We start from the raw sequence: 14883 nt of genomic DNA on the forward strand, positions 1-14883 counted from the left end.
CCGGAGACTTCGGTGTCGCGCAAAACTTGGTTTTCGCTGCGGAAAGCTGAGGATCGTAGCCGGCGAAAAATTCAGACAGTTAAAATATACTTTTGGTTAGGATCGATTCGTTAGCGTTCATGCAACGTAGGAGCAACACGCGCATCGACATGATGTCGAGCATATGAGTCTCTCCGGTCGATGATTGGCTTGGTCGGGACGAGGAAACGAAAAATGTCCTCGATCGCACCGATCAATACAAGCGTCCTTCAACTTTTTCAGCAGTTCAACCGTCCGGACGCGGCCAAACAACCGACCGACGCCGGCAACAGCATCCTCAAGGCGGCCAACGGCGTTTCCGTCGAAGCGTCTGCGGGAACCAAATCGGCCGCCGCGGCGATCGGCAAGTTCACCGTCGATGCCGCTTCCTCGGACAAACCTCTCGGCTATACGCTTGTCATAGGCGATTTGGGTACTTTCAACACTTGGGAAGAAGCGAAAGCATACGTCAACGCCAACGATGATTTCTCCACGAGTGAAAAGAAGGATTGGCTTGAAAAGCTCGATGGCTTCGCGAAAGGACTTGAGGAATTCAAAAAAATCCAGGCTTCCGATCTCTACCAATCTTTCATGTCGGGGGCGATGAGAGACGAATGGCTGGCATTGCAGAAGGGCAACAAAGAGGGGCTTGCATTGTCGCCCGAGCACGTCGATTCGATGGATAAATTTCTTAGCTCATTAGGACGAGAAACCCTGACGGAATCTTTGAGCCGAGCGCCCAACAGCATTCTCCCGAAATCATCGGCGACGTAGCCGAACACAGATCACAGTTCCGCCCCGAGCGCTGATTTCTTCATCTCGCTCAACGACATCCTGGCTTCCCAAGGAATGCCTACGTTGGTCGACCGTATGGGACAGGATGCCTACGACGCGCTTCTCAAGAAGTGGGGATAATGCTCAGTTGAGAGCCCGGTGTTAAGCTGGCCTGCATAAGGTTTACGTCGCGGAAACGCTGACATTTGCACCGTCTCGCCCCAAACGATACTCTCCCATGAGTGGCTAGAATGAATGCAGGTCGGGCAAGGGAGGGCGGTTGTGCAGGCGGCAGCGGTCAAACTCGATTTCGCGCCGGATCGTGCCGCCATCGCCGTTGTCATTCTTGGCGTTACAGCGTTTTCCGTAGCGCAGGGACTGACGTATCCGCTCATTTCGCTGCTTCTGGATCAGCGTGGGGTTTCGGCCGGGCTATCCGGCCTTAACGCCGGCGCATTTGCCGCCGGCCTCGCCTCCGCGACGTTCGCCATCGGTCCGCTGACCACTCTCGCGCGCGGCGATCGCCTGATTATGGGCGGGCTTATAGGTTGCTCGCTGGCGTTAGGCTGCTTCTCCATCTTCGACCAGCTTTGGGCGTGGTTTCTCGCCCGCTACGCGCTCGGATTTTGCGCGAGCGTCGTGTTCATGCTGAGCGAAGCTTGGCTCAACACCGCATGCCCCAATCGTCTTCGCGGCAGAGTCTCTGGCATCTATGGAGCCGGAATGAGCGGCGGCTTTGCGCTCGGGCCGCTGGCGATCCCAATGTTTGGTACAGAAAGCGGCTTCGCCTTCGCGCTGCTCGCCGTCTATGTCGCCCTGGTCGCCTTTCTCACAACCCTGCTTAGCTTCCGGACTCGGACCTATCCGGCGCATTCCTCATCAGGCGAACTTCTGAAATTCATCCGCTGCGCTCCGATTCTGGTCGCGATGGTGGTCGCCTACGGATTTGCAGACATTGCCGCGATCTCGGCCATGCCGATCTATTTCGTCCGGACGGGCTACACGGAGGCGTTTGCCGCATTCAGCGTGACGGCGATGGCGCTGCCGACTGCGCTTGCACAACCCGTTGTCGGATGGCTTCTCGATAAATTCGACCGTCCGACCATTGCCGTGTGCTGCGGCCTCGTAGCTGCGCTCTCCTACCTTGTCCTTCCGTTCATGGCGTCCGAGACTGCCATCTTGGTCGTCTTCGCGATCATGGGTTCGGCCGCGTTCGCGTTGTTCACATGCGGCCTTGCAATGCTCGGAGAGGCATTCACCGGGGGAATGCTGGTCGCGGGCAGTGCGGTTTTCGCGCTGGCCTACGCGGTCGGCAGCGCCATGGGATCTTCGGCGCTGGGCTTCATAATCGGCGCAGCAACGCCCATCGCCGCGCCGCTTGCCGCGGGGTTTGTGCTGTTGGGGTTCAGCGCGGTTTTCTTCTTCGGCTTGAGGAAGAGGTCGGCGCGCTGATCGGGTAAATCCCCGCCCGTTAAGATTTCGCCAAGACGATTCACCGACAATCGCTACGTGTGTCGAAGCTAATATCGTCTCAACCGCGATTGGGGAGCCCTCGTGCTAAGCATCGCTACCGCGTTCCGCGGTAATTCCACCGCCGGCACATCGCTGCAATTGCTGCAAAGAGCTGCAATTTCCCAGACAACGGCAAATGGATTGCGCGGAGCTTCAGCGAGCCTGAGCCTTGCAACGGACGGCACCGCGAACAATGCCATCTCGGCGATCATGCAGATCATTATGGATTCGAAGGGTAACAGCTCGGTCACAATCGACGCCCCACAGGGAACGGCCGGGGTTCAGACAGGCGACGGCGACGATACCATCGCCATGAATGTTAACAGGGCGGTAGGCGTCTACGCCGGAGGAGGCGACGACATCATAGGCATACGAACGACCGCCCTGCCCGAAGGTTTTTACGACACAGCGCCATGGGCAGCGGTCGATAGCGTCCACGGGGGTGCCGGCAATGACGCAATTTCCATTGCCAGCCACGGCAGAGTCGACCGCACCTATGGCGATGAAGGCAACGACAGAGTGGCGATTTCCGGCGCGGCCGATGTTTTCCGAATAAATTCCGGAAGCGGTGATGATGACATTGCGATCAAGGCCGGCGGAATGGTCTGGGCGGTCGACGGCGGGGAAGGCGACGACAGGATCGAGATCACCGCCGACAGCATCCATGGCGTCAGCGGCGGCAAGGGCGATGACCACATCGTCCTCAACGGCTCATCTGAGACCGTCTCTACGCTGTATTTTGCACAAGGCGACGGTCACGATCTCGTTGAGACAAGCGGACCGCTGGAGATCTACCGCTTCAGCGATGATGGTACGGGCAAGATCGGGATGGCTTCGGCCGTGGTCAGCCGCAACGACGATAACACGCTGACGATTTCCTTCGCGGACAGCAGCGACACAATCACCGTCAAGTTGACTGGCGACATGGCCGCGGCCGACGAAATCGCTTTCGACTACCACGAAAAGGGCGGTGCGCTGGTGATCCGCCAAGCTGACAATGATGCCGCAACCACCAGCCATGTCAAAACCTTCACGCGGCCGGAGAGCGCCATCGCATAGCTCCATCTTGCCGATTGCCTTTCGGTCTCGCGCCGAAGTCCGCTGTTTCTGGCCAGCGATGTTGACCGCCAAACGCTTAATCCTGGGAATCGCTCGGTCGCAAATTTCGGGATTTTCGCGACAGCGGCAACAATTCATAGACCAACCCGCCTAAACCTTCCTTCAGCTTGTTCGGCGTAGGCTGGCAGCGATTTTGTCTTGGAAAGACCTATGCTGCACGCTCGATTCCGCTTTCTCTCGGTCCTCGCCGTGGCGTTGCTCGCCTTTGCGCTGGCGGGGTGCCGAGATCGGTATGAGTGGAATCAGAAACTCACGGTGACGGTAGAGACACCATCCGGCGAACGGTCAGGAATGGGCATCGTTCAAGTCGTCGCGCTGTTCGGCCAGCTTCCAGCCAGCGGCAACGAAGTCGAATATACGATCGCCGGCGAGGCGACGGCGGTGGAAGTGTCGGCGGGACACTATCTGTTTGCGCTGTTGGGTGAAGGGTCCAAGGAGCTTGCTGCTGCGACGTGGAAAAGCGAACTCCCCAAGCTGCGCCGAGACTGGCTACCACGCATCCCAAGCCTGAAAGGCCAGAGGGAGGTTCCGCAAAATCGCTACCCCCTGCTGGTGACGTTCACCGACCTGAACGATCCCAAGACCGTGCGCCGTGTCGATCCTGCCGATCTCGCGGCCACCTTCGGCCACGGCTACGCCCTGAAAGCGATCACGCTAGAAATCACAGATCAACCCGTCTCAGAGGGGCAGGTCGATGCAATTCTAACAAAAGACTTTTTCGCGCGTTGGGCGGCAATGCACCACGATGCACTGAGCAATGGAGGCATAAGGAATTCATATTTCCAGACGGCCGCCTCTAAATTTGGCCGTAGCGACTTCATCCGACGATGAGTGGCGAGGCCATTGTCGCAAATCTCCTGACTATCGTTCCGATGGGTTCATTCGAGAAGGTTCAAGTTGTACCGCGTCTTATTTATCTTAGTCAGTGTCGTTCTGACTCTTGCCGCCGCATTCCTGTATTTCACTTGGGGGCCGAGCTTTTCGTGGAACCAAAAGCTGACGCTAAAAGTCGAAACACCGGATGGGCTGAAGGTTGGCTCAAGCGTGTCTCGGGTGAGCCTGCGAATAGAAAACAACGTGCCGGGGATCGGGCGAAAAGGAACCGGCGGGGTCAAGGGAGAGGCGGCGTTCGTCGAGGTGGCACCGGGCCGTTACCTTTTTGCGGTGCTGACAAATGCGGAAACTATCGCTCAAGAGACGTTCAGAGATGAAACTGGTTTCGGCAGAGAGGATGTCGAGATTTGGGCTACGCGGCTGGAAAATCTGCGCGAGGAACGCAACGTTTCCAGGCCAAGCTACCCGCTCCTCGTTACCTTTGATGATGTGTCCAACCCAGCTTCGGTGCGACGCGTCAATCCGGATGATTTAACAGCCGCGTTCGGCCTGGGCACGAAGCTCAGGTCGATCTCCTTAACAATCACGGATGAGGCCGTCACCGAAGGTCTGGTGGAAACCGTCTTAGGGTGGCTCGAGACGGTGGGCAGAGATCGGGGAACGCTCATACCTGATCCTCCTCGAATAAAGGCGGATGCGTCCGATCCGGCGATTCAATATCTTTCACCTAGTGCGTTTTCGACGTTCTTGTACAAATGAGAGGGCCGGGTCCGCACTGTCGGTCGAGTAGACGAATCTTCGTTGTCGCAAAAATACTAGGTTTTGCGATAGTCGGTTTAAGTCCAATGCGGACATTGCCATACATCGCCGTCGACCCTACACATGAACCCATGTGGGACGGTCGTGATTTTCACGGGGCCAAGATTGCTCTGGTGATGGGGGATTGCCTTGTCACCTACAAGCGAGACGACATTCCTACCATACCTAACCCCGGCCTTTGGGACCTGCCCGGTGGCGGGAGGGAAGGCGATGAGACGCCGATATTTTGCGCCATCCGCGAGGTTGAGGAGGAATTTGGCCTAACAATTGATGCGGCTACGGTGGAGTGGTGCCGCCCTTATTCCGGAACCGTAGGAGGAGCAGGTTTTAGCTATTTTCTCGTTGCGCCTTTGGACCGGGAACGATTGGAGGATGTACGCTTCGGCAACGAAGGGGAGCGATGGGAGGTCATGCGGATTACTGATTTCCTCAATCACCATGCGGCTGTTCCCAGCCTGCAAAGCCGACTGCGGGACTGGATAGCAGCCCGGAAACCCGATTTGTTGCGCTGAACATTAAGTTGGCTTTATCCCGCTAGTTGCCGGATCGTTGCACAAATTCTGAGTATTCCGCCACCGGAAGGTCTTTCCGCCGGTCGCCGCGTTCACCTCGCTGCAAACCACGCGTCTTCCGCCTGGTAATCGAACGCATCATAGCCATATTGGGCGAAGGTCGGGAAATGGCGCTTCCAGTCTCCTATTCTGGCCGCTTCCACAATCCAGTGACAGGCATCCGCAACTTGACCCCTATATTCGCCTCCGTGCCATCCGAGTTCCATGGCCTGCGAGGTATCTAGGACATAGGGCCTCTCCACTGACCAAGGTGTCGCGCCGACGTACGAGGGGCCAACTGGCCCACCCTCGAAGGGAGTTAGGTGGATCGGCTTCCCGAGCGCCTCCGCGATCGCGGAGGCGATTTCCGCGACCGTCAGGGGTGTCGTGTCCGCTACGTTCAGGATGCGTTGCCTTGGTGACGACATACAAATTTCCGCAATGTCGGCTATGCCGCGCACGCTGCTTGTGTGGAAGACGCTCCTGGCTCCCCGACACACGGGAATGCGATCCCTCCCGTCCAATGCCCGTTTCACGAACCACCATTCGCGCGGATGTCTGGCAAGCGGGCCGTAGATCGCGCAGGGCCTAAGGATCGTGACGGGGAAGCCGGATGCGAGCAAAGCCTGCTCCATGGCGACCTTTCGCGTCGAATAGGTTTGCGGCCCCGGCGCGACGGTGCGTGTGTCCTCGCTGATCGGCCCGCCGAAGACCGGGAATCCCGTCTCGCTTGCCTCGTCCAACGACCTGCCTATGTCGTCGGCATAGACACTGGACGACGAGATGACGACCAGTGAACCCATCCTTGTGTTGGCGGCCAGCAGGTCCGTTGCATCCAGAATATCATAGGCGGTGGGAACGAAAACCGCATCAATCGGAAATTCGAGGTTGCGGACGACCCCTTCATAGCTTTCGTTCGCCCCCTCAACCGGGCGAACGCCGTGTTTCAGCAGCGAGGCAGGCGGCATCCTATCACCGCGTGCCACACCCCAAACCTGCCAGCCAGCTTCTAGCAGTCGATCCGCGACGGCCGCGCCGAGTTGGCCTGTTATGCCGAATACCAGTGCCTTCTGCATGGAGGTAGTCTAGCTGAGACAGCCTTAGAATCAATTTTATCTCGAAGTCGCAAAACTTCTGAAACCTACACCACGTCCGCAACGGCCCGGAATTCGGGCCGCGACGTGTCGCAAAAATCAGTCGCGTAAAGCGGACTTTCGCACACGACATTTGCGACAGAATTTTCCCTGAAAAATCAGCGTCGGCGATCTTGTCGCGAAACTTAGGCAGACCGTCTGAAAACCCGCTGCAGGATTCCGGCGTGTAGCGGCCTGTGGTAGGTTTTGCCATGGCGCATCTTTCAGGAACAGACCGCTCGCAATTGCTGCTTCTGCCGGAGGCGGTTGATGACTACGTTGGGCCGAACAACCCGGTCCGCTTCATAGAGGCCTTCGTTGACGGCCTCGATCTTTCTGCCGCCGGGTTCGTGCGGGTGGCGGCGAGGGAGACGGGGCGTCCGGGTTACGATCCGGCCGATCTTCTTAAATTGTACGTGTACGGCTACATCAATCGCGTGCGCTCAAGCCGGCGGCTGGAGGCCGAGACGCACCGCAATATCGAGGTGATCTGGCTGCTCCGGCACCTGAAGCCGGATTTCCGCACCATTGCCGATTTCCGGCGCGTGAACCGGGTGGCCTTCAAACAGGTATTCCGCGACTTCGTCATCCTTTGCCGCCAGCTTGACCTGTTCGGCCGCGAGCTTCTGGCTGTGGACGGCACGCGCATCAAGGCGGTGAACAACAAGGACCGCAACTTCACGCGCGGCACTCTAGCGAAGTTCATCCGCGAGGCGGACGAGAAGCTGGCCGACTATATGAAGCGGCTGGACGCGGGCGATGCCGACGAGGAGAGGGCGAGCGGCGGCAACGGCTCGGGCGGCGATCTGGCGGAGAAGATCGCGGCGATCAAGGGCAAGCGCGCCCGGCATAAGGCGCTGCTGGATGAACTGGAGCGCACCGGCGACGATCAGATCTCGCTGACGGACCCGGATGCCCGCGCCATGGCGCGCATGACGAAGGTCGGCGTCGGTTACAACATCCAGCTCGCCGTCGATGTGAAGCACAAGCTGATCGCCGAACAGGAAGTGAGCAACCAGGTCCTCGACATGGGGCTGCTCGCGCCGACGACCGCGGCGGCAATGGAGACACTCGGCGTAGAGCAGATCGAGGCCGTCGCCGATCGCGGCTACTTCAAGATCGAGGACATAGAGGCTTGCGAGAATGCGGGTATCACCGCCTACGTACCCAAACCGATCCGCGGTCCTGCCGTGCGCGAGGGGTTCTTCTCCAAGGACGACTTCCGTTACGATGCGGCCCGGGATGCCTATATTTGCCCCGGCCAGCAGGTTTTGTCGGCGCGCTACGAGAGCAAGTCTCGCGACAATGTGAAAATCGACTACAGCAACCGCGATGCATGTAAGGCGTGTCACCTGCGCGAACGCTGCACCAAAACCTTCCGCCGCGTCTCACGACTGGAGAACGAAGCCGTTCTCGACCGCATGGCGGCACGGCTTGCTGCCCGGCCCGAAGTCCTCGACCGGCGGCGGGAAAGCGTCGAGCATCCATTCGGCACGATCAAACAGTGGATGAACCAGGGCGCGTTCCTGATGCGCCGGCTGGAGAACGTGCGAGGGGAGTTCAGCCTCACCGCGCTCGCCTATAATATCAAAAGGGCCATCACCATCGTCGGGGTTCCCGGCCTGATCGCCGCCGCGAAGGCATGATCGCCCCGAAATCCGCCTTATAATCGCACGAAACAGTCCGGAAGCGTCCTGTTGAGGCCATATGCGCCGCCAAGCGCCGATACTCGGAAATCGCCGGAGAAGTTCTCATCGATCAAGCTTAGATCCACCCACGAGCCCATGCCGGCAGCGTTTTAGGACGGTCTGTAGGATATTCGCGACAACGTTTCAGGCCGGCAGTTCCCTTGCGCCTTCCAAAAAATGGTCCGTTGATTGCACCCATTGCGGTTGGCGAGGCCAATGATATTCTATCGTTCCGGATATCGGCCGGATGACAGCAGTGTAAAGCGTTCCAAGCCCTTCACTATATGCCGTGCGGTAGAGCGGCTTCTGATGAAAAGCGCCGATAAACGTCTTCAAATCGGGTTTGTCGGCTCTGAGTCGAGTCAAGCACTCCGACCGCTCGGCCGTTTCGGACCGTCTGTTGTCTTCCGGCCATTCCAAGGCAAGCTGATGGTTTGTTGTAATTGAAACCTTTCGAACGGCGGTCTTCCTGTCCGGTGACAAATACACCACCGCATAATCGCCGCTCCTATCGAGAAGCATCACGTTATTGACCATCTGTGCAGGAAGACGCTGCAAGGTTTGGATGGCCTGCGCAGTCGTAATACAAGTCTCAAGCACATAGCGCAGGAGCAACGGTGTTTGAAAACCTTCCTCACCGTGTGCAATTCGCCCCCCAAACGTTAGAGCGACGGCCAAACCGGCCGCGTTGACGCCGTCAAGGCATCCGATCCACGCTTCCGAGGTCGCGACCACATCATGATCTAGCCACCGGCTATGAAGGACTGTTCCCTCGAAGAAATCCGGGCTGAAGTCGTAGTTTCGCACCAAAATGGGTTCGTCGCCGGGAGCCAGGGCCACGCTGCATCCAGAGATGACAGGCGGCGTGCGATACAGCGACAATGCGCGCTGCGCGATCGCGTCGGCGGTCGCGAGATTACAAACACGATCATAGAGCGGCAGGAGTTCCGGCATGTGCTTGCCTATCGCGGTTCTCGCCTGTTCCAGTGTGGGGCGAGCCGCTTCTCCCTCGCTCAGATACCACTCACGATAGCGCGGCCATGACTCGGAAAATCGCTCCTTCCACTTGTCGGCAGGTTTTCGCTCCGAGATGGCAAAAAGTTTCATGAAACCTATCCCCAACCTGTCGCGAAAATCCCGAAACCTCCGACCTGGTCGGCTATAGCCTCACTGCTCTTCGGCGACTGCTTGCAATGAAATCAGCTACGGTTGTCCGATCGCGCTGCTCTCGCCATCGAAGACACAAATCACCCGTCGTTCAAGGCCCTATGAGGCAATCGGGTGGATGGAAATGGCCGACAAACCTTTGGCGCCGCGCCCGAAGCGGATCTTGACGGCATCTCCGGGCAGGAGGCGGGTCATGCCGAACCGACGCAACGTTTCCATATGGACGAAAATATCCTCGGTGCCGACACCGCGAGTCAGAAAGCCGAACCCCTTTTCGCGATTGAACCATTTAACGGTCACCGGTTCGGGACCATAGATGTCCCTTACCTTATTGAGACAGCGTTCAACGGCCGCATCGATCCCCGCTGTGGCCAGTGAATTGTCGACCAACAGGACCTTGAAAGCCTGTAACCCTTTGTCGCTCTGTGCCGCCAGACAATGCAACCGCGCGCCCTGAAGGACCGTGGGGTAGCGGTCGCGCTGCAGGCAGTGGGCGTGCAAGAAGACATCTCCAAGAGCGCCGTCGTCCGGCTGGATGAAGCCATATCCCTTGGCAACGTCGAACCATTTGACCAGCCCACTGACAGCGACCACTATGCTTGTTTCATCAACATATTCAGGAAATTCGGCGCCTGAGGCCTTGCTGTCCATTGCGATGCTCATCAAGAAGCCACTGATTCGCCCGATTTGAAACTACCAAAGACGCTGGCGCATGGGAATTCGCAGGCTGATGCCTACAACCGAAGATAGCATACGGCTATCGACGCGAAGACGCATGGAGAGACAATAGTAGTGAAATTCGAACCCGAAATCGATGCCATGACAAGCCTTCCGGAAACCTCTGTATTCCTGAAAGCCGTGCTCAAGATGGCCATGGCACAGAATCCGACCGATGCCGCTCGTGACACTCGTATCGCCTCTGAGGTGCTGGAAAGACGCGCCGAGCGATTACAACGCGAACCGGGAAACGACAATCATGGTTGAAATAGGTTGCATCCTCTTTGGGTGAAACCCTGGTCGGCAGGGTGCTTCGTAACCAGCGCACCCGCTAAACCATTCGTTAACGCTAAGGTCGCGCCATTCTGGCATCCTGCAGCCTGCTATGCGATTTGCCGTCCATTATGCTCTTCGATCCAGACGACAATGTTTTGGCCTCTGGTCAGAATGCCATCCCGCAGACTGCGCTATCGACAATCCGGCTCCAATTGCTGACGGCAGAAGCGTGTCAGCAATGGCTCGCGGTGCAAGAAATTGACGCTGGCGGCAGCGTACCCGAGGTGGCGGCTTCCGAATTCGATGCATTCTTCAATAATCCGGTGGTCGGAATGTATCGATCGACGCCCGGTGGCCGCCTGCTGCGCTCGAATCCTGCGCTGGTCAGCCTGCACGGCTACCGAAGCGAACAAGAGTTCGTTGCCGCTATCAATGACATCGCGACCGAATGGTACGTCGATCCGATGCGGCGCGACGCGTTCTGCCGGCTGATGAAGGAGCACGGCAAGGTCACTGACTTCGTGTCGGAAATCTATCGGCATGGCACGCGCGAGCGCATCTGGATCACTGAGACGGCATGGATCGTCCCCGACGTGCTTGGCCGGCCGGCCTGCTATGCCGGCACGGTGGCCGAGATTACCGCCAGGAGAGAGGCCGAAGCGTTGCTTGAACATCATGCTGATCATGATCCCTTGACCGACCTTGCCAACCGCCGACTGTTGAAGCGGCGGCTTGACCGGGCGCTTTCGACGCTTGATCCAGGGGAAGGGATCGTCGCCGTCTTATGCCTCGATCTCGACGGTTTCAAACCCGTCAATGACCGCTACGGACATGCGGCCGGTGATGCCATACTGGTCGAGGTCGCGCGACGCCTGGCATCGACTTCAAGAGCCAGCGACCTTGTCGCGCGCGTGGGCGGCGACGAGTTCACCGTCCTGATCAGCCGTGCTGACCATGGCGATGATGCCGTGGTGGCGGCGCGGCGCTTCCGGCGGGCCGTCAGCGAACCCTATGACATTGGCGACGAGACGGTGACCATCGGCGTCAGCATCGGCATTGCGTTCGCTCCCTTGCATGGTTTCGATGCCCGTCAGTTGCTCGAAAACGCCGACATCGCGCTCTATCGGGCCAAGCGCGCTGGCCGAAATCACCTCAGAATATTCGATAGCGAACGACAGCCGCCGTCCTCATGCGTAGGCAGATCTGAACTCCCGCCGCTGTCCGCATCGCGCCTCGAATGGCGTTGACAGTTGCTAACCTTTTCGATCGTTGCCGTCCCGCGCCACATCCGAGCTATCCTCTTCTTTCTCCTAACTCGCGCCGCTCATTATAATCAGTCCCGCCCCGCAGTCTTCGCTCTTGCTCACGAACGAGTAGGGTGATATTCCTACTTTGCAAAATCAATATATCTCTACAAAATAACAGTATAAAAAAAATATCGCATAATAAACATTATGGAACGCAACTAGGCGGTAAGCCTGCTGTTGTTTTTCTCACCCAAATTGCAATTTGCGCAGTATTGGATTTATTGCAGGGTGTTGCGATCATCTGTGAGGAGTCTTCGATAGCCGGTTTGAGTGAGCATGATCTAGCCCCTCGAAGCCGATTAACGTAGCATTTCGCCCCCAGCCGGAACCAACCCCAACCCCCAACCGTTGAAGTCTGTAGCAATATGTACTATAGTAGAGAGTGCTATAGAGAGGCGGCGTGCTGATATTCAAGATCAGGGGCGTGGTGCGGTTTGCGCGCCGGCAACGGATCGCCGACGCCAGCTTGCGCGAGGCGATCGCGCGGGCAGAGCGCGGATTGATCGACGCCGATCTAGGCAGCGGCCTCATCAAGCAGCGTGTAGCGCGGCCCGGACAAGGCCGCTCTGGCGGGTTTCGGATGATCGTCGCCTATCGGACGGCCGACCGCGCGGTGTTTCTATACGGGTTTGCCAAGAGTGACCGCGACAACATCGAGGATGACGAATTGGAGGACCTGCGCACGATCGGCGCGAACTGGCTTGCCGCATCGGCCGAGGTCGTAAGGCAGGCGCTACAGGACGGAGATTTGCAGGAGATCGAGCATGACCACGACGAAGAAGCCTAGCCGCCTTGCCCGTGAAATCGCGGAAATGGCGGGCGCGCAGCGCCGCCATGGGATCATGGACGAGGCGACCTATGAGAAGATCACGGCCCGCCACCTTGGGGAGAAGGCCCTGCCGACCGAGACGCCGATTACGGGAGCGGAAGTGCGCGCGGTGCGCGAACAGGCGCACTTGAGCCAAGCCGCGTTCGCTCGATACCTCAACATGACGACCGGCTATGTCTCGCAGATTGAGCGCGGTGCTCGACAGGCTAAGGGACCAGCCCTTGCCTTGCTGAACGTCATCCGCCGCAAGGGCATTGACGCCCTGCAATAGTGAACCGGCAACAACTCGGCAGGGCAGTGTACTAGGCCCTGCCACTGTATAGGAGGCACGATTCAATGACGGATAACGAACTACAGCACATACTTGCCGTATCACGCTCAGCCAAGCGCAAGAATGACTACGGTGTCCTCTCGACAAGCGAGCGGCTGACCGTTGCTATTGTCCTCAACAGGCCCGAGTGGTTGGCCGAGATGAATTACACACTGCCCGAAGCCATCGAACGCGTCGGGCCTGAGTGGCTGGCGCTTATTCCCAAGGCTGCGAAGGAATTGGAGTACGAAGAGGAGCACGCGGCGGGCGAGGCATGAGTGCTCGGGTAGACGAGACCGCGCTAGGCCAGCCCGCCGACAAAGCCGCTCAATTCATCTAGCCGCACCATGGACAGACGGACGGCGCCCCGACACCCGCGCGCCCTGCACACCGTCTCGCGCTCCAGCTCGTCGATGTAGATAAATTCGCGCTCCGGAGACGTGCAGACCGTCGCACGCGTCAGGTAATGGACGTGCCCACATCGCTTGCATCGCGCCTCGATCTTTTGATGGTCAGCCAGATCACCCACACGGATTTGTTGTTTCCAGCCCATCACCAGAAATCCTCCGCCGAGGGAATGCGCGTATAGCTGATCTTGCCGCCGACATGGCCGCCGGCCGGCGGCCGCCACATGCCGAGGCTGACCACCGTGCCGGCATAGCGCATGTTGAGCCCGTCGATAGCCTGGCTGGCGTTTTCCCAACGCCGGCGCTGCCGATCGTCGTTGAGCAGCAAATCGAGCTGACGCTCGTTCGACGACGACAAATCGTAGAGCGTCACGCCAAGACGGAAAATCGTGAGGCCGCGCGGATAGGCGCGATGCACCCTGCCCCACAGTTCGCCCAGGGCTGAAAGGATGGCCTGGTCGTCGTTGACGACAGGCAAGGCGCATTTCCCCATCCACGAACCGTCGCGGATCGAAAGCCAGAGCCACAGCCCCGACGCATAGTAATTTTCGCGCCGCAGCCGCCGCGCCGCCTTGGTCAGCAACAGGCGCGAAATCCCGCGCGCCGCCTCGACGTTGCGCGCCTCCGGAGGAAGCACGCGGCCATGCCCGAACATGCCGCGGCTCGAAGCGGGCGCCTGTATGTCGTAACCATGCAGGGCATACCACAAGCGCTCGCCGGTGACGTTGCCCCACAGCTTGCGCATGTGCTTCGGCTGAAGGCTGTAGAGCGCTTCGGTGGAAGATATGCCGGCACGGTAAAGCCGCTTCGCCATATTCCCGCCGACGCCGGGAATATCCTCCATATTCACGGCCAGCAGCGGCGCGGGCAGGTCCGCCGGCGACCAAATCGCGAGGCCATCGCCATAGCCGCCAACATGACGCTTGCCTTCCTTGCAGGCCATTTTTGCGAGCTGACGATTCGCGGCAAAGCCGATCGAGCAGGTAATCCATGGTCCGACGTTGTCGGCGATCGCCGCCTTGATGCGAGCGGCCAGGGACCACGGGTCCGCCCGGCCGCTCGCATCGAGACGACACGTCAGCTCGTCTATCGACTTCGCCGTGTCGATCGGAATAACGGTCTCAATTTCCGACAGCAGCGCATTATGAGCGCGCCGGTACAGGTCCGGCTCTTGCGGAACCAGCATCAGGTCGGGACAAAGCCGCTTCGCTTCTTCAATCGGCATGACGTTCTTGACGCCATAGGCTTTCGCCTCCCGCGAGCAGGCAATGACGGCCGTGCGCGTCGTGCCCTCGAACGGCACGACGCCGACAGGACGGCCGCGCAGGCGCCGATCACACTGCTGGTGGACGCTGGCAAAGAAGCCATCCATATCGAGGTAGAGGCGCTCGATTGTCTCCGGCTTGCGCATTCTGTGTTCTC

17 protein-coding genes are annotated in these 14883 nt (G+C 58.8%); 12 read left to right on the top strand and 5 right to left on the bottom strand.

What is annotated here, in order from left to right:
• The first annotated feature begins 213 nt into the window (after nucleotides 1–213).
• The 6 genes from M9924_21690 (at nucleotide 214) to M9924_21715 (ending at nucleotide 5588) form a co-directional block, all read left to right on the top strand.
• Entirely contained in the window at nucleotides 214–792 is a 579-nt protein-coding gene (locus M9924_21690; protein MCO5066982.1) for a hypothetical protein, read from the top strand.
• A 255-nt stretch (nucleotides 793–1047) separates the two neighbouring features.
• Nucleotides 1048–2244: an MFS transporter gene (locus M9924_21695; GenBank protein MCO5066983.1), complete on the top strand. Its 1197-nt coding sequence runs from the start codon at nucleotides 1048–1050 to the stop codon at nucleotides 2242–2244.
• A gap of 102 nt (nucleotides 2245–2346) precedes the next feature.
• Complete coding sequence (locus tag M9924_21700) at nucleotides 2347–3363, top strand: hypothetical protein (GenBank protein MCO5066984.1); 1017 nt, start codon at nucleotides 2347–2349, stop codon at nucleotides 3361–3363.
• Between the two features lie 210 nt (nucleotides 3364–3573).
• A complete protein-coding gene (locus M9924_21705; GenBank protein MCO5066985.1) occupies nucleotides 3574–4254 on the top strand; it encodes a hypothetical protein in 681 nt (226 codons plus the stop codon).
• Nucleotides 4255–4320: 66 nt separating this feature from the next.
• The gene (locus M9924_21710; GenBank protein ID MCO5066986.1) at nucleotides 4321–5016 is read left to right on the top strand and encodes a hypothetical protein; all 696 of its coding nucleotides are present in this window, start codon (nucleotides 4321–4323) and stop codon (nucleotides 5014–5016) included.
• A gap of 131 nt (nucleotides 5017–5147) precedes the next feature.
• A complete protein-coding gene (locus M9924_21715) occupies nucleotides 5148–5588 on the top strand; it encodes an NUDIX hydrolase (GenBank protein MCO5066987.1) in 441 nt (146 codons plus the stop codon).
• A gap of 92 nt (nucleotides 5589–5680) precedes the next feature.
• Here the strand turns inward: M9924_21715 and M9924_21720 are convergent, their stop codons facing one another.
• Nucleotides 5681–6703: an NAD(P)-dependent oxidoreductase gene (locus M9924_21720; GenBank protein MCO5066988.1), complete on the bottom strand. Its 1023-nt coding sequence runs from the start codon at nucleotides 6701–6703 to the stop codon at nucleotides 5681–5683.
• 269 nt (nucleotides 6704–6972) lie between these two features.
• Between M9924_21720 and M9924_21725 the strand changes: the two genes are divergently transcribed.
• Nucleotides 6973–8406 carry an IS1182 family transposase gene (locus tag M9924_21725; protein MCO5066989.1) on the top strand — a complete coding sequence of 478 codons (1434 nt, stop codon included), beginning with the start codon at nucleotides 6973–6975 and terminating at the stop codon, nucleotides 8404–8406.
• A 186-nt stretch (nucleotides 8407–8592) separates the two neighbouring features.
• Here the strand turns inward: M9924_21725 and M9924_21730 are convergent, their stop codons facing one another.
• Together M9924_21730 and M9924_21735 are read right to left on the bottom strand one after the other, a co-directional pair.
• Nucleotides 8593–9555, bottom strand: a complete 963-nt coding sequence (locus M9924_21730; protein MCO5066990.1) for a C45 family autoproteolytic acyltransferase/hydrolase — start codon at nucleotides 9553–9555, stop codon at nucleotides 8593–8595.
• Nucleotides 9556–9714: 159 nt separating this feature from the next.
• On the bottom strand, nucleotides 9715–10266 hold the full coding sequence (locus M9924_21735; GenBank protein ID MCO5066991.1) for a CspA family cold shock protein: 552 nt from the start codon (nucleotides 10264–10266) through the stop codon (nucleotides 9715–9717).
• A gap of 141 nt (nucleotides 10267–10407) precedes the next feature.
• Here M9924_21735 and M9924_21740 point away from each other — a divergent pair, with 141 nt between their 5' ends.
• From M9924_21740 to M9924_21760, 5 genes are all read left to right on the top strand, one after another.
• Complete coding sequence (locus M9924_21740) at nucleotides 10408–10599, top strand: hypothetical protein (protein ID MCO5066992.1); 192 nt, start codon at nucleotides 10408–10410, stop codon at nucleotides 10597–10599.
• Between the two features lie 137 nt (nucleotides 10600–10736).
• Nucleotides 10737–11855, top strand: coding sequence for a sensor domain-containing diguanylate cyclase (locus M9924_21745; GenBank protein ID MCO5066993.1), 1119 nt, complete (start codon nucleotides 10737–10739; stop codon nucleotides 11853–11855).
• Nucleotides 11856–12315: 460 nt separating this feature from the next.
• Nucleotides 12316–12702: a type II toxin-antitoxin system RelE/ParE family toxin gene (locus M9924_21750; protein ID MCO5066994.1), complete on the top strand. Its 387-nt coding sequence runs from the start codon at nucleotides 12316–12318 to the stop codon at nucleotides 12700–12702.
• On the top strand, nucleotides 12680–13015 hold the full coding sequence (locus M9924_21755; protein MCO5066995.1) for a helix-turn-helix domain-containing protein: 336 nt from the start codon (nucleotides 12680–12682) through the stop codon (nucleotides 13013–13015). Before M9924_21750 ends, M9924_21755 begins: the two co-directional genes overlap by 23 nt.
• Before the next feature lie 65 nt (nucleotides 13016–13080).
• Complete coding sequence (locus M9924_21760) at nucleotides 13081–13332, top strand: hypothetical protein (GenBank protein MCO5066996.1); 252 nt, start codon at nucleotides 13081–13083, stop codon at nucleotides 13330–13332.
• 23 nt (nucleotides 13333–13355) lie between these two features.
• Here the strand turns inward: M9924_21760 and M9924_21765 are convergent, their stop codons facing one another.
• Both M9924_21765 and M9924_21770 read right to left on the bottom strand, forming a co-directional pair.
• Nucleotides 13356–13607, bottom strand: a complete 252-nt coding sequence (locus tag M9924_21765; protein MCO5066997.1) for a hypothetical protein — start codon at nucleotides 13605–13607, stop codon at nucleotides 13356–13358.
• The gene (locus M9924_21770) at nucleotides 13607–14872 is read right to left on the bottom strand and encodes a type VI secretion protein ImpB (protein ID MCO5066998.1); all 1266 of its coding nucleotides are present in this window, start codon (nucleotides 14870–14872) and stop codon (nucleotides 13607–13609) included. Before M9924_21770 ends, M9924_21765 begins: the two co-directional genes overlap by 1 nt.
• Nucleotides 14873–14883: the final 11 nt, after the last annotated feature.

The sequence above is a fragment of the Rhizobiaceae bacterium genome, from assembly GCA_023953835.1.
GTDB lineage: Bacteria > Pseudomonadota > Alphaproteobacteria > Rhizobiales > Rhizobiaceae > Mesorhizobium_G.

What these genes read in the sequence shown, in the direction of transcription:
- M9924_21690 (MCO5066982.1), top strand. Translation starts at nt 214, where the DNA reads ATGTCCTCGATCGCACCGATCAATACAAGCGTCCTTCAACTTTTTCAG.
- M9924_21695 (MCO5066983.1), top strand. Translation starts at nt 1,048, where the DNA reads ATGCAGGTCGGGCAAGGGAGGGCGGTTGTGCAGGCGGCAGCGGTCAAA.
- M9924_21705 (MCO5066985.1), top strand. Translation starts at nt 3,574, where the DNA reads ATGCTGCACGCTCGATTCCGCTTTCTCTCGGTCCTCGCCGTGGCGTTG.
- M9924_21715 (MCO5066987.1), top strand. Translation starts at nt 5,148, where the DNA reads ATGTGGGACGGTCGTGATTTTCACGGGGCCAAGATTGCTCTGGTGATG.
- M9924_21720 (MCO5066988.1), bottom strand. Translation starts at nt 6,703, where the DNA reads ATGCAGAAGGCACTGGTATTCGGCATAACAGGCCAACTCGGCGCGGCC.
- M9924_21725 (MCO5066989.1), top strand. Translation starts at nt 6,973, where the DNA reads ATGGCGCATCTTTCAGGAACAGACCGCTCGCAATTGCTGCTTCTGCCG.
- M9924_21730 (MCO5066990.1), bottom strand. Translation starts at nt 9,555, where the DNA reads ATGAAACTTTTTGCCATCTCGGAGCGAAAACCTGCCGACAAGTGGAAG.
- M9924_21735 (MCO5066991.1), bottom strand. Translation starts at nt 10,266, where the DNA reads ATGGACAGCAAGGCCTCAGGCGCCGAATTTCCTGAATATGTTGATGAA.
- M9924_21745 (MCO5066993.1), top strand. Translation starts at nt 10,737, where the DNA reads ATGCTCTTCGATCCAGACGACAATGTTTTGGCCTCTGGTCAGAATGCC.
- M9924_21755 (MCO5066995.1), top strand. Translation starts at nt 12,680, where the DNA reads ATGACCACGACGAAGAAGCCTAGCCGCCTTGCCCGTGAAATCGCGGAA.
- M9924_21760 (MCO5066996.1), top strand. Translation starts at nt 13,081, where the DNA reads ATGACGGATAACGAACTACAGCACATACTTGCCGTATCACGCTCAGCC.
- M9924_21765 (MCO5066997.1), bottom strand. Translation starts at nt 13,607, where the DNA reads ATGGGCTGGAAACAACAAATCCGTGTGGGTGATCTGGCTGACCATCAA.
- M9924_21770 (MCO5066998.1), bottom strand. Translation starts at nt 14,872, where the DNA reads ATGCGCAAGCCGGAGACAATCGAGCGCCTCTACCTCGATATGGATGGC.